Origin of the sequence: Moorena sp. SIO2C4 (genome assembly GCF_010672485.1) — a bacterium.
GTDB lineage: Bacteria > Cyanobacteriota > Cyanobacteriia > Cyanobacteriales > Coleofasciculaceae > Moorena > Moorena producens.
In genome coordinates this window covers 1-13,449 of sequence record NZ_JAAHGN010000074.1, presented here as the reverse complement: position 1 = coordinate 13,449, position 13,449 = coordinate 1, and the positions used below count along the sequence as shown (strand labels likewise).

Below are 13,449 nucleotides of genomic sequence, written 5' to 3'. Positions count from 1 at the left end.
TCGCCTCTCCTACCGAAGAAGCACTGAACCCGAGTTAACCCCCTTATCCCAAGGTATTTTAAAAAATGGTAATTCGTCTTTGTCAACTGTTGTAACCGTTGACAAAGAGGTGGAAATAGGCAATCAGGTTACTCAACCAGGGGCTGCGGTTACCAATGTTATTGAAAAGAGCCACCAGGAAAACCAAGGATCGGAAAGAAAATTAGGGCTACTAGATTGGCTATTTCCCCACTTGCACAAGCAAAATGTGCCACCTGGTCAAATTCAGCGGCTGATTGAGAATCTTGATATTCGCTTGGTTTTCACCGCTCACCCCACAGAAATCGTCCGTCGTACGATTCGGGGTAAACAGCGACGGATGGCTAAGATTCTGGAACAATTAGACCAAGCGGAGCAAACCTATGGTACCTTAGGAATCACTTCGTCCTGGGAGGTGACTGAATGTAGCCAAAAGCTGATGGAAGAAATTCGCCTCTGGTGGCGCACCGATGAGCTACATCAGTTTAAGCCGGGAGTACTTGATGAGGTAGATTACACTCTTCACTACTTCCACGAAGTACTGTTTGATACAATACCCCAATTGTATAGTCGTTTCAAGCAAGCGTTGAAGGGTTCATTCCCCTGGCTGAACCCACCCGCTAAGAACTTCTGTCATTTTGGCTCTTGGGTAGGGTCAGACCGGGATGGTAATCCGTTTGTCACTCCCCAAATTACCTGGCAAACTGCCTGCTATCAGAGGAATTTGGTGCTGGGTAAATATATAGATGAGGTTAGGCGTCTGACCGAATTATTGAGTCTGTCGTTGCACTGGTGTGATGTGCTACCGGAACTGTTAGACTCTCTAGAACAAGACCGCTCTCAATTGCCAGAGGTTTACGAACAGCTCGCCATTCGCTATCGGCAAGAACCCTATCGACTCAAACTGACTTACGTTAAGCAAAAACTCGAAAACACCCGTGAGCGAAACCAACAGCTGGCCAATGGTATGCCTGTACCAGATGAGATGGCTAATGGTAAAAGCTGGAGTTTTTACCGCTCTGGAGAAGAATTCTTGGCAGAACTAAAGCTGATTGAGAGTAATCTGGTGGAAACCGGGTTGAACTGTCGTGAGTTAGATAATTTAATCTGTCAGGTGGAAATTTATGGCTTTTACCTGGCTCACCTAGATATTCGCCAGGAAAGTTCTCGCCACTCAGAAGCCCTGAGTGAAATTGCTGAGTACCTGCAAGTTTTGCCTAAGCCCTACAACTTGCTATCGGAATCCGAAGCATGCTTGTGGTTAACCGCTGAGTTGCGAACCCGACGTCCATTAATCCCAGCAGAACTGCCATTTTCGGAAAAAACCTGCGAGACTATCGAAACCTTCCGGATGGTGCGGCAGCTGCAACAAGAGTTTGGTCCCCAAATCTGCCAAACCTACATTATCAGCATGAGTCACACGGCCAGCGATTTGTTGGAAGTCCTCTTGTTGGCGAAGGAAGCTGGTCTGTATGACCCAGCCACTGGTAAAAGTACCATTCGCGTGGTGCCACTGTTTGAAACAGTGGAAGACCTTAAGCGTGCTCCAGCAGTGATGAAATCCCTGTTTGAGCTACCCTTGTATCGTGCTAGTTTGGCTGGTGGATATCAAAAGTTGCAGGTTAGCCCATTAAACCTTGGCCAAAAGGCCACGCTACGCGAACAACCAAATAACCTTGGCCAAAAGGCCACGCTACGCGAACAACCAAATAACCTTGGCCAAAAGGCCACGCTACGCGAACAACCAAATAACCTACCCTACTCGAACGCCAAAGCTGAACAACCAAATAATCTTCAAGCTTTAACCTCTCCTAACTTACAAGAGGTAATGCTCGGCTACTCCGACAGTAATAAAGATTCTGGCTTCCTAAGTAGTAACTGGGAAATCCACAAAGCTCAGAAAGCCTTAGAGCATGTGGCTCAAGAGTATGGTATTGTTTTACGGATTTTCCATGGTCGTGGTGGTTCAGTGGGTCGTGGTGGTGGTCCATCTTATGAAGCTATCCTGGCGCAACCGGGTCGCAGTATCAATGGCCGAATCAAAATTACCGAACAGGGGGAAGTCCTTGCTTCTAGGTACTCTCTGCCAGGATTAGCGCTCTATCATCTGGAGACAATAGCCACAGCAGTTATTCAAGCTAGCTTACTCAATAATGGCTTTGATGATATCCAGCCCTGGAATGAAATTATGGAGGAGTTAGCTCAGATCTCCCGTAGCCATTACCGAGCTCTGATTCACGACCAACCGGATCTGGTAGATTTCTTCCATCAAGTGACACCAATTCAAGAAATTAGCCAGTTGCAAATTAGTTCTCGCCCTGCACGGCGTAAATCAGGGAAGAAGGATTTAAGCAGTCTGCGGGCAATTCCTTGGGTCTTTAGTTGGACTCAAAGCCGCTTCCTGCTACCGAGCTGGTACGGTGTTGGCACTGCCCTACAAAGCTTTGTTGATCAAGCTCCAGAGGAAAATATCAACCTATTGCGCTGTTTCTATTCAAAATGGCCCTTCTTCAAAATGGTCATTTCCAAAGTAGAGATGACCTTAGCCAAGGTGGATCTACAAATTGCTCACCACTATGTCAAGGAACTTTCAAACCCTGAAGACCTGGAACGCTTCGAGCATTTGTTTGAGCAAATTGCTAAGGAATTTAACCTGACCCGCAACTTAGTCCTGACGATTACAGGACACCAAACACTCCTAGATGGCGACCCCAATTTACAACGGTCTGTACATTTGCGTAATGGTACCATCGTTCCCTTAGGATTTTTACAGGTATCTTTGCTCAAACGCCTACGTCAACATAGCAACCAGGTAACATTGGGTGTGGTTCAATCCCGGTATAGTAAGGGAGAGTTACTACGAGGAGCCTTATTGACGATCAACGGTATTGCTGCTGGCATGCGTAATACTGGCTGACATGTAAAAAATAAAGGTAAGCTATCAGCTATCAGCGTGTCGCGTATCAGCTGATGGGCATAGGGCACGCTACTTGATGTGCTGATCGGCATAGGTCACACTACACCGAACAGCTTTTGAATAAAACAGGTCAGCATTCATTTAATCTGAGTTACGTAAAGCTGACGGCTGACGGCTGAATGCTTACCAATTAAGGATGAAAAACTAACTTTTTTTGTCCGGAATCATTGTAATGGCCAATTTAGCACTAATGATTAAATAGGTGTTCAACTCTTTGTATATCCTTCTGGCGGTGTCTGGCTTGCATCCTTTGTTTCCATTCTCGAATCGCGATCGCCGTTTTTTCTGTAGGAGGTGTATACTTCTGACTTTTCCCGGTGTTTTGCTTTGCCTGTCGTTGGTGTTGATTAGCTTGAGGTTGAATAACTAGAAACTCGTCAAGATTCTCTTGAAGTAATTTATGATCCAAGGCCCTTAGGATCGCTCTTGCGTTTGAATAACGCTCTTTGAGGGAAATAGCCAGCATTCTGTTGAGAATATTAGCAAAGGAATCACTCAAGTCCAATGCTTTGCCCCACTTCAGTTCACTAGTTTGGCGATCGCTCTGAAATTTTAGGGGGGCTTTTCCAGTAAGTAGGTAAAGACAGGTAACCCCTAGGGAATAAATATCACTGCTATACACAGGTCGTAGGCTAAACTGTTCCGGTGGTGCAAATCCTACCGTACCGATGAAATGGGTAGTTGGGTTTCTTACACTGTTATCTGATGCTTGGGCAATTAACTCCTTAACTGCCCCAAAATCAATTAGTACCAACCGACCATCATCATTAGAAAGAATAATATTCTGAGGTTTGATATCACGATGTATTACCCCATGGTCATGGATATACTGCAATAACGGTAGTATGTCTCGCAGAAAACCTTTAACGGCTCCTGGGGATAAGCAACCAGAACGCCTCACCAACCTAGCTAGGGTAATGCCTCGAATGTACTCTTGAACCAAGTAGAATTCTCCATGGTCTACGAAATAATCGAGCAACATGGGGATCTGGGGGTGAGTCCCCAGTTTGTTCAAAATTTTTGCCTCTCTCTCAAACCGCTGACGAGCATTATGTAATGCTTTTGGATCACTGAATTTGGGGCAAAGTTGCTTGATTACACAAAACGGCTGACCCGGTAAGGATGTATCTTTGGCTAGAAAGGTTACACCAAAACCACCTCGACCAATCATCCGTAACACTTCATAGCGTGCGCGAAACAGCTGCTTTTTGCCACAAAGCTGACCTAACTCGGTATTCTTTAAGACGTCACTGTGAAAAGGAGATAGCTTGACTTGGGGGAAATTCATTTATTTGTATATAGAAGGAGTAGCCATCAGCACCGATCTGCTTTTAGTTTAGGCAAAAATATAGGGGTTTGGATGAATTCTTCAGAGAGAAAAAAAATTTCCTACAGTTAATTAAAAATTAGGTAAAGTTGGTTGATAATACAGGGGTAAACAGAAAATATGACTATGCATCACAAACTAAACGAAGCCTTAAACCAAGGTCGTTGCCTGAAAGTAATTAGTGGCTTAAATAATTTTGATACCCAGAAAGTTGCTGCTGTAGTTAAAGCAGCTTCACGGGGTGGAGCGACTTTTGTCGATATTGCCGCCTGCCCCGATCTAGTCAGGTTGGCACGAGGGTTAACGGATTTACCAATTTGTGTTTCTGCTGTAGAACCAAAGCAGTTTGTTATTGCTATCCAAGCTGGTGCTGATCTGATTGAAATTGGTAACTTTGATAGCTTTTATGCTCAGGGGAAGTGGTTTGATGCTTCCGACGTATTGGCACTGACCATTGAAACCCGTAAATTATTACCCAATATAACCTTATCAGTAACTGTCCCCCACATTCTAAAGTTAGATCAGCAAGTAGAACTAGCGGCAGAATTAGTCAAAGCAGGTGCCGATATTATTCAAACTGAAGGGGGTACCAGCAGTAAACCTCGCTCCGCTGGCACCTTGGGTTTAATTGAAAAAGCGGCACCAACCTTGGCAGCTGCCTATGAAATTTCTCGTGCTGTCTCAGTACCAGTGTTGTGTGCTTCCGGGTTATCCAGTGTGACCCTTCCCATGGCCATTGCTGCTGGTGCTGCTGGTGTTGGCGTTGGTTCCGCTATCAATCAGTTAGATAGCGAAGTGGCAATGGTAGCAGCGGTTCGCAGCTTGGTAGAATCCCTCGAAGGTGTCAAGGGTAAAAGGGTTAAGGTTTGAAGGTTGGATGGTTGAAGGTTGAAGGTTGGATGGTTGAAGGTTGGATGGTTGAAGGTTGAAGGTTGGATGGTTGAAGGGTTGAAGGTTAGATGGTTGAAGGTTAGATGGTTGAAGGGTTGAAGGTTGGATGGTTGAAGGGTTGAATGCTAGATGGTTGAACGCGATCGCGTGGCCAAAGGCCAAGGTTGAAGGTTAGATGGTTGAAGGTTAGATGGTTGAAGGTTGAAGGTTAGATGGTTGAAGGTTGAAGGTTAGATGGTTGAAGGTTGAAGGTTAGATGGTTGAAGGTTGAAGGTTGGATGGTTGAACGCGATCGCGTGGCCAAAGGCCAAGGTTGAAGGTTAGATGGTGAAAGCTTGAATGCTAGATGGTTGAATGCGATCGCGTGGCCAAAGGCCAAGGTTGAATGCTAGATGTTTGAATGCTGGATGCTGGATGCTTGAATGCTAGATGCTTGAAAACTAGTCTTCTAACGTTCAACCTGTTAAACTTCAACCTGTTAACCTTAAACCTGTTAACCTTAAACCTGTTAACCTTCAACCTGTTAACCTTCAACCTGTTAACCTTAAACCTGTTAACCTTAAACCTGTTAACCTTAAACCTGTTAACCTTCAACCTGTTAACCTTCAACCAAATTACCTTTAACCTTCAAACTAAACAGTCCTTCAATCCATAAACTACCTGTTGCTGTTCCTCAACGGTAAGTTCTGGGAACATTGGTAAGGACAATACTTGATGGGAGACTTGCTCAGCAACTGGAAACTGACCGATGTGATAGCCTAAGTCTTTGTAGACTGGCTGCAAGTGTAACGGCAGGGGGTAATAGACCATAGAACTAATACCTGCCTGCTTTAATTTTTGGCGCACCTCGTCCCGATAGTTGCTATTGCTGCTATCTTGAGTTAAGCGAATGGTGTACTGGTTCCAGACGGAGTTTCCACCAGGGGTTTCCCGAGGCAGGATTATATCAGGTAATAGCTGCAATAACTGGTGATACCGGGTTGCTACCTGACGACGGGCATTGTTCCAGCCATCGAGATAGGGTAGCTTTACGTTAAGAATAGCGGCTTGTACGGCATCTAAACGGCTGTTAATACCATTGATTTTATGGTAATAACCAGAGGCTCTGCCGTGGTCTCGCAGCATCCGTATTGAGGCCGCAACAGTTTTGTCATTGGTAGTTACCGCACCACCATCGCCACAGGTTCCCAGATTCTTGGTGGGATAGAAGCTAAAACAACCAATATGTCCAATACTACCAACTTTTTTTCCCACCCATTCAGCACCAGTCCCTTGGGCGCAGTCTTCAATGACTGCAAGACAATGAGTCTTGGCGATATCCATCACACCAGTCATATCCACTGGCTGTCCAAATAGGTGAACTGGTATAATTGCTCTAGTATTATGGGTAATCGCTTTCTCAATCTGATTGAGATCGATATTAAAGGTTTCGGGATTGATATCGACAAAGACTGGGGTAGCACCAACTTCAGCAATTACTTCAGCGGTAGCGATGAAGGTGAAGGGTGTGGTAATTACCTCATCACCGGGTCCGATATCTAAAGCTCGCAGGGCGAGATACAGAGCGTCTGTGCCAGAGTTACATGCAATGCATTCCAGGGTACCGGTGTAAGCGGCAAACTGTTGCTCAAAGTGCTCTACCACTGGACCACCAATATAACGTCCAGATGAAAGAACGTCACCGACAGCAGCACTGACTTGTTCTCCAATCACTTGGTACTGCCGTGTTAAGTCAAGAGGGGGTATAGTATTCACTTGTTCCTCACACCTTAAATTGCTTTTAATTAAAACAGAATTTTTGGCAAAAAGGGTTCAAATTTTACCTGTCGCTTAATTTTCACTCCTGGCCTTGAAGGTTATCTGGTTGAACGCGATCGCATTCAACCAGATAACCTTGGCCTATTGGCTGCGCGTGCGCGTTCAACTGCAATCACAATTAACAGACGATCTGACACAATGGATTAAAACAAATTAGCTGTGGTGGCTGGTGGATTATTTAATTGAACTCGATCTTAGCGATTTAGTGTGGGGATTGGGCATGATGGCGATCGCAATTGGTTTATCCAGCTGGCAAAGGCTGGGTTTGGAAGTTCAACTAGCGATCGCAACTGGCCGAACTATCGTACAACTTATTGTTGTGGGATATGTGCTGGCTGTAATTTTTGCCTTAGATCACCCGATTCCTGTTTTAGCTATCTTAATGGTAATGCTGACTATTGGTACGATTACTGCCCGCAATCGGATTAGTAACCATAAGATACCGAGATTGTTACCAATAGTATTCAGTTCCCTGTTCTTCAGTACAGCATTGACCTTAATCTATACAAATCTATTGATGATTCAACCAGAACCTTGGTATGCACCCCAGTACCTGATTCCCTTAGGAGGTATTGTGCTGGGCAATGCCATGAATGGGGCTGCGATCGCAGGGGAACGCTTAGTTAGCACCATTAGCAATAGCACTCTAGAAATCGAAACCCATTTAAGCTTAGGCGCAACGGGACAACAAGCAGTAGCCGGTTACCGTAAGGATGCGATTCGGGCTGGGTTGATTCCTACTCTTAACTCGATGATGGTAGTGGGACTGGTGACTTTACCGGGAATCATCACAGGTCAATTGTTAAGTGGTATTGAGCCCTTGAATGCTGCTTCCTATCAGATCTTAATTATGTTTATGCTCGCATTTACTAATTTGATCGCAACCTTATTGATCACTTATGGGTTGACACGGCAATTTTTTAATCAGTATGAGCAGTTAACGATATAGCAGTTATCAATATTGATAACTGCTATATACTCCTTACTCTTGAGGCAATTGAGCAAATTCTTCGGAATAGACTTCAATCACCATATCTGGATCATCACGCTGAGAAAGCGATCGCATAACCTGACCCAACAATACCGGCTTGGATACACCAGCTTCCGGATGGATAATCGTCCGGGCTCGAATTGTTAACTGGTTATTTGCGCCACCGAGGCGTCCATAGGAATAAAAATTACTAGCAGCTTGGCGCAGTGTCGCTTCTACTTCTGACTCTGTAGCACTAGGGGGCAAAGCAATCACCGTTTGGTTGCCACCATTATCGTAGACTACAGTATATCGGGTTGCCCCTGGAATGGTAGTACGGGTAAAGGGTACTAAGGATAAGGAGAAAAAGCTAGCCGTTAGCACCAGCATAAACCCAGTGACTCCTACCAGGCGAAACCGAAGGCCCCATTTCAAGATAAAACCGAGTATAGCAATCAAGCCACAGGCTAAAGTCAGAATACCTGACCATTTAGTGTAGATCAGAAAATCAGCTGTTGTTGGCATAGTTTAGATAGTTAGTAATAGGTAATTTAGCAAAGGTAACAGGTAACAGGTAACAGGGCATCAAAAAATATCACAATTACTCCACGAATTCCTATTGATAAGCGTAATGGATAATTGGTTACTGACCACTCATCAAATTAGAGTAGCATCTATATTTATGATCATCTTATTTTTGCATATAATACTTTCCAGAATACATACTTGCAATTACTATTCAAAAAAATCCTAATTATTTAGGCATGGTAGGCAAAGTGATATTAGCTATAATACTCATTTGAACCAAACTGTCTATTTTACCAACCTTACAATCTGAGTAAAGTTTTTACCAAAAGCAGTAATCCAGAAATAAATAATTTAATTTTTACTGGTTACTCACAAGATTACCGATAACACCAAAGGCAATTTTTAACTGAAAAATACTCGACAAGCTGGGATTTAATATTAATGAATACTATCACGTTTATCTTTAAAACACGTAACTTGATATGGTTTAGTGATAAACTTCAGTAGTGTATTTTTAACCGGTTGATTTGAGACCATGATAGACCATGATAGACCATTGATAAAGTAAAATTATAAGGAGATAAGCGATAATTGTTACAACAGTATAACAACTGGCCGATCGGTTCAATTTTCTATTGTCAATTGTCCATTTTAAAGTACTATATTAGACTACTATGTTAAGAGCCGGAATTGTTGGACTGCCCAATGTAGGCAAATCAACCTTATTTAATGCCCTAGTTGCCAATGCTAAGGCAGATGCTGCTAATTTCCCTTTTTGTACCATTGAGCCGAATGTCGGTGTAGTTGCTGTCCCAGATCAGCGGTTGCAGGTTCTGGCCAAGATTTCTGAATCTCAGAAAATCGTGCCAACTCGGATTGAGTTTGTGGATATTGCTGGTTTAGTCAAGGGAGCCAGCAAAGGGGAAGGCTTGGGTAACCAGTTTCTAGCCAATATCCGAGAAGTCGATGCCATTGTCCATGTGGTGCGCTGCTTTGATGATGATGACATCATCCATGTTTCCGGCTCCGTTGACCCAGGGCGGGATATTGAAGTAATTAATTTAGAATTAGCCTTAGCGGATTTAGGGCAAGTAGAACGCCGGATTGAGCGCACCCGGAAGCAAGCTCGTAGTAACAAAGATGCCAAGATGGAACTTGATGTCTTGGAAACCTTGAGCGCTGGGTTGAATGAAGGCAAATTAGCGCGCCAGATTAGTTTAACAGAAGAAGAAGCCGAGTCAGTCAAGCAATTGGGGTTACTGACTAGTAAGCCAGTCATCTATGCCGCTAATGTATCTGAAGATGACTTAGCCACTGGCAATGACTGGGTCGAGCAAGTGCGGCAAATTGCTGCTACCGAAGATGCTCAAGTGGTAGTGGTTTCTGCTCAAGTAGAGTCAGAACTAATTGAGTTACCTGAGGAAGACCGAGAGGATTTTCTTCAGTCCCTTGGTGTGGAAGAAGGGGGATTAAAATCCTTGATTGGCGCTACCTACGAATTGTTGGGTTTACGTACCTTTCTGACCACTGGTCCCCAGGAAACTCGGGCGTGGACTATTGCTGCTGGTATGAAAGCCCCCCAAGCGGCTGGGACAATTCACTCGGATTTTGAGCGAGGCTTTATTCGGGCAGAAACCATTGCTTATGGGGATTTGGTAGCTGCTGGAGCGATGACCGCTGCTAAGGAAAAAGGGTTAGTTCGCTCAGAAGGTAAAGATTATGTTGTACAAGAGGGAGATGTGATGCTTTTCCGCTTTAATGTGTAAGTAGTGGTGCTCTAAAAGGTGATACCCATGGATATTATTAGTCTTTTAATTGCCTGTTTGGTTACTGCCGTCAGTTTGTTGATCATTTCCAAACTCCCAACTGGTGTCGAGATTGATAGTTTTGAGAAAGCATTGGTTTCAGCAGTGGTGTTCGGCATTCTCAATGCCCTATTGAAACCAATCCTGATTGTTTTATCTCTTCCTCTGACTATCTTGACTGTTGGGCTTTTTGCTATTGTGGTCAACGCGATTATTTTTGGCTTAGCCGCTGCTTTGGTAACAGGATTCCGACTTCGCTGGGGATTTTGGAGCGCTTTGATTGGCGCAATTGCCCTTGGTTTCGTTAATTCCTTGATCTATAAGCTGCTCGGAACCTTGGCTTGATTGTTGGTCACTAACTGGTAAACACACAGGTAAAAGACAGGTAAACACACAGCTTAAGCTGTCAGCTCTCAGCCGTCAGCTAATCAACGGGAGATAGTAAACAAGCATCTGGGTTACTGGTAGGACTGCTTGAAAATCCCTGCTCGTTTTACTCATCTGACCCCGTGCAGCGATCGCGCCTGCTATCAGCTCTCAGCTTTTGAATAAAAAAGCTGAGAGCTGACGGCTGAGAGCTGACGGCTGACGGCTGAGAGCTGACGGCACCTCAAGTAGCGCATATGCTTACCAAAATACTATCTCCTAAAGCATAATTCCGAAACTATATGAATTCAATCGCACCAGCAGTCTACATTATCGGTGCTGGACCAGGCGCTCCAGACTTATTAACTGTCAAAGCCTTGAAAATCCTCCAAAAGGCAGATGTTATTATCGTGGCAGATTCTCTAGTGCCCAAACAGATGTTAGAGAGTGTTCGGGCTGATGCCGAAATTATTCGCTCTGGCAACAAAACCCTAGAAGAGATTGTGCCACTGATGATTGAACGGGTGCGATCGCATAAATCTGTGGTCAGGCTACACTCAGGAGATTTGACTCTATATAGTGCTATCCACGAGCAAATGCAAGCTCTCTCAGAAGCCTCTATTCCCTTTGAAGTTATCCCAGGCATCAGCGCCTTTCAAGCAGCAGCCGCACAACTTGGTGTTGAGCTAACTATACCGGGATTAGTACAAACGATTATCCTGACCCGGATCAGTGGTCGTGCTTCTGCGGTCCCAGACTCAGAGGAATTAGCATCCCTAGCTGCCCATCAAGCTAGTTTGTGCCTCTATCTGAGTGCTCGTCATGTAGAAGCGGCTCAAGCCAAACTCCTAAAACACTATTCTGCTGATACACCAGTAGCGGTTTGCTTCCGCATTGGCTGGCCAGATGAAAAAATTTGGCTAGTTGACCTTGATAAAATGGCAGCAACTACTCATGAGCACAATTTAATTCGGACAACCCTTTACTTAATCAGTCCGGCACTAAAGACGGCTTTAAACCGTGATGGCCTTAAAACCCGTTCCCGTCTCTATCATCCCGAACACTCTCACCTCTTTCGTCCTCACCCTTCTATTGTATAAGATATATGATATAACATTAATTTTTGTGTGAAAGTGTGAAGGAACTTAATTGCCCAACACTTAATTGCCCAAAGTGTAAAGGAAAATTAGAGCCAGTTACCTGCCATGGCATTGAAGTAGACCGCTGTGTCAACTGCAAAGGCATTTGGTTTGATTCCCTGGAGGCCGAAATACTCAAAAAGATTAAAGGTTCTGAGAGTCTAGATATTGGAGACCCGGAAATTGGCTCTGAGCTGAATAAGATCAATGATGATATTTGCTGTCCCCGCTGTGGAGCCAAAATGATCCGGATGCTTGATATTGATGAGTACAGCATCTGGTACGAAAAATGCTTCCAATGCCACGGGGTTTGGCTAGATGCTGGGGAATTCAGGCAGTATAAGCATAATTTTCAGCCCAGAGGTGTTCTATATCGAGTTAAGCGCATGTTTAGAGCCCAAAAGGACATCCCCAATCCTGTCTTTTAAAAGGGAAAATTCTGTAAACTAATTGGGATTGACCGTTCGCCCAGCGTCGGGCTTTGCCCAAAAGCTCACGCGGGGCGCGTTCACTAAGAACTTAGGGAGAAAGACTCGTGCTAGACGAACAAGCAAAAAAGACCATGCTGCGCAAAATTCCCCATGGTCTATATATCTGTGGGGTCAGGGATGGTGAAGAAACAATCAATGGCTTCACGGTCAGCTGGGTAATGCAGTCTTCCTTCAAACCACCACTAATCGTTAACTGTGTTAAACAAGACTCTGGATCCCACGCCATTATTAAGAAAACAGGAGTATATGCCCTTAGCTTCCTCGATAGTGGGCAAAAAGATATGGCAGCCAAATTTTTTAAACCCCAAAGTCGCGTTGGTAATAAGTTTGCTGATGTAGAATTTTACTTCGGAGAAGTAACTGGTTGTCCGATTATTTCTGACTCCCTCGGTTATGTAGAATGCCAGGTCAGAGGAACTGTGGAAGAAGGCGATCACACCGTCTTTGTTGCTGAAGTCGTTGGTGCTGGCATTCATCGGGAAGGAGATCAGTTGTTACTAGAAAGCACTGGTTGGCAGTATGGCGGTTAGAGCTATCAGCTATCAGCTATCAGTTATCAGCTATCAGTTATTAGCTATCAGTTATCAGTTATTAGTTCTCAGCTATCAGAGGTTGTCTGATAAGTCTCATTTGCTACATCCAAGCCCCCTAAATCCCCCAATTTTGGGGGACTTTTAGAAGCAAATTGACTCTTGTCCCCCCCAAGCGAGCAATCCCTCGCTTGGGGGGCTAGGGGGGCAAAATTAAGTATCAAAAAACTTTTCAGATATCCTCTCAGCTATCAGCTTTGGGTTAGTTGCCAACGACTGACGGCTGACGGCTGACGGCTGACCACTGACCGCTGACCACTGACCACTGACTGCTGACTACTGACCACTGACCGCTGACCGCTTAACATTTCAACTGTTCAAAAGCTCAACTAGGGTGTGATATCAAAACTATGCCACTAATTAAAGTTCAAACTTCCATTGATGCTCCAGAATCAGCAGCTGTTGAACAAGTCGTGAGACGCATTCCCCCACCTCGTCCAGGTGGGGGTTAGTCCACGCTAACAACAATAGTAAAGATTGGGATTATGACAACCTAATTGTCGTCGTCTAGTTTTCAAGCTAAAATATT

14 protein-coding genes are annotated in these 13,449 nt (G+C 44.5%); 9 read left to right on the top strand and 5 right to left on the bottom strand.

Annotated features, from left to right (window positions below):
- Nucleotides 1–2,935 (top strand): phosphoenolpyruvate carboxylase (locus F6K20_RS06560; protein WP_353736732.1); only part of this gene is annotated, 2,935 nt, incomplete at its 5' end.
- 247 nt (nt 2,936–3,182) lie between these two features.
- On the opposite strand, the gene F6K20_RS06555 is transcribed toward F6K20_RS06560, so the two are convergent.
- On the bottom strand, nt 3,183–4,283 hold the full coding sequence (locus F6K20_RS06555) for a serine/threonine-protein kinase (RefSeq protein ID WP_008188015.1): 1,101 nt from the start codon (nt 4,281–4,283) through the stop codon (nt 3,183–3,185).
- Nucleotides 4,284–4,442: 159 nt separating this feature from the next.
- On the opposite strand from F6K20_RS06555, the gene F6K20_RS06550 reads away from it, so the two are divergent.
- A complete protein-coding gene (locus tag F6K20_RS06550) occupies nt 4,443–5,192 on the top strand; it encodes a DUF561 domain-containing protein (protein WP_287294173.1) in 750 nt (249 codons plus the stop codon).
- Here the strand turns inward: F6K20_RS06550 and F6K20_RS06545 are convergent.
- The 3 genes from F6K20_RS06545 to F6K20_RS06535 all read right to left on the bottom strand — a co-directional run bounded on the left by F6K20_RS06545 (nt 5,106) and on the right by F6K20_RS06535 (nt 6,968).
- Nucleotides 5,106–5,375 carry a hypothetical protein gene (locus F6K20_RS06545; protein WP_287294170.1) on the bottom strand — a complete coding sequence of 90 codons (270 nt, stop codon included), beginning with the start codon at nt 5,373–5,375 and terminating at the stop codon, nt 5,106–5,108. The two genes, F6K20_RS06550 and F6K20_RS06545, sit on opposite strands and share 87 nt — an antisense overlap.
- Nucleotides 5,376–5,421: 46 nt before the next feature.
- Entirely contained in the window at nt 5,422–5,592 is a 171-nt protein-coding gene (locus tag F6K20_RS06540) for a hypothetical protein (protein ID WP_287294168.1), read from the bottom strand.
- Between the two features lie 248 nt (nt 5,593–5,840).
- The gene (locus tag F6K20_RS06535; protein WP_287294166.1) at nt 5,841–6,968 is read right to left on the bottom strand and encodes a DegT/DnrJ/EryC1/StrS family aminotransferase; all 1,128 of its coding nucleotides are present in this window, start codon (nt 6,966–6,968) and stop codon (nt 5,841–5,843) included.
- Nucleotides 6,969–7,200: 232 nt separating this feature from the next.
- On the opposite strand from F6K20_RS06535, the gene F6K20_RS06530 reads away from it, so the two are divergent.
- Entirely contained in the window at nt 7,201–7,980 is a 780-nt protein-coding gene (locus tag F6K20_RS06530) for an ABC transporter permease (protein WP_287294164.1), read from the top strand.
- A 33-nt stretch (nt 7,981–8,013) separates the two neighbouring features.
- On the opposite strand, the gene F6K20_RS06525 is transcribed toward F6K20_RS06530, so the two are convergent.
- Nucleotides 8,014–8,526 carry a Ycf51 family protein gene (locus F6K20_RS06525; RefSeq protein WP_287294163.1) on the bottom strand — a complete coding sequence of 171 codons (513 nt, stop codon included), beginning with the start codon at nt 8,524–8,526 and terminating at the stop codon, nt 8,014–8,016.
- Nucleotides 8,527–9,203: 677 nt separating this feature from the next.
- Here F6K20_RS06525 and ychF point away from each other — a divergent pair.
- The 6 genes from ychF to F6K20_RS06495 all read left to right on the top strand — a co-directional run bounded on the left by ychF (nt 9,204) and on the right by F6K20_RS06495 (nt 13,008).
- Entirely contained in the window at nt 9,204–10,295 is a 1,092-nt protein-coding gene (gene ychF / locus F6K20_RS06520; RefSeq protein WP_287294161.1) for a redox-regulated ATPase YchF, read from the top strand.
- A 27-nt stretch (nt 10,296–10,322) separates the two neighbouring features.
- Nucleotides 10,323–10,679, top strand: a complete 357-nt coding sequence (locus F6K20_RS06515) for a phage holin family protein (protein ID WP_008188025.1) — start codon at nt 10,323–10,325, stop codon at nt 10,677–10,679.
- 323 nt (nt 10,680–11,002) lie between these two features.
- Nucleotides 11,003–11,800, top strand: coding sequence for a precorrin-4 C(11)-methyltransferase (cobM, locus tag F6K20_RS06510; RefSeq protein ID WP_287294159.1), 798 nt, complete (start codon nt 11,003–11,005; stop codon nt 11,798–11,800).
- Between the two features lie 35 nt (nt 11,801–11,835).
- Entirely contained in the window at nt 11,836–12,267 is a 432-nt protein-coding gene (locus F6K20_RS06505; RefSeq protein ID WP_287294157.1) for a TFIIB-type zinc ribbon-containing protein, read from the top strand.
- A gap of 107 nt (nt 12,268–12,374) precedes the next feature.
- Entirely contained in the window at nt 12,375–12,860 is a 486-nt protein-coding gene (locus F6K20_RS06500; RefSeq protein WP_071106083.1) for a flavin reductase family protein, read from the top strand.
- Nucleotides 12,850–13,008 carry a hypothetical protein gene (locus tag F6K20_RS06495; protein ID WP_008188030.1) on the top strand — a complete coding sequence of 53 codons (159 nt, stop codon included), beginning with the start codon at nt 12,850–12,852 and terminating at the stop codon, nt 13,006–13,008. The genes F6K20_RS06500 and F6K20_RS06495 overlap by 11 nt, the downstream gene beginning before the upstream one ends.
- Nucleotides 13,009–13,449 lie beyond the last annotated feature (441 nt).

Bases quoted from the DNA above. Each gene is read 5' to 3' on its own strand.
- F6K20_RS06555 (WP_008188015.1), bottom strand. From the start codon at position 4,283: ATGAATTTCCCCCAAGTCAAGCTATCTCCTTTTCACAGTGACGTCTTA.
- F6K20_RS06550 (WP_287294173.1), top strand. From the start codon at position 4,443: ATGACTATGCATCACAAACTAAACGAAGCCTTAAACCAAGGTCGTTGC.
- F6K20_RS06525 (WP_287294163.1), bottom strand. From the start codon at position 8,526: ATGCCAACAACAGCTGATTTTCTGATCTACACTAAATGGTCAGGTATT.
- ychF (WP_287294161.1), top strand. From the start codon at position 9,204: ATGTTAAGAGCCGGAATTGTTGGACTGCCCAATGTAGGCAAATCAACC.
- F6K20_RS06515 (WP_008188025.1), top strand. From the start codon at position 10,323: ATGGATATTATTAGTCTTTTAATTGCCTGTTTGGTTACTGCCGTCAGT.
- cobM (WP_287294159.1), top strand. From the start codon at position 11,003: ATGAATTCAATCGCACCAGCAGTCTACATTATCGGTGCTGGACCAGGC.
- F6K20_RS06495 (WP_008188030.1), top strand. From the start codon at position 12,850: ATGGCGGTTAGAGCTATCAGCTATCAGCTATCAGTTATCAGCTATCAG.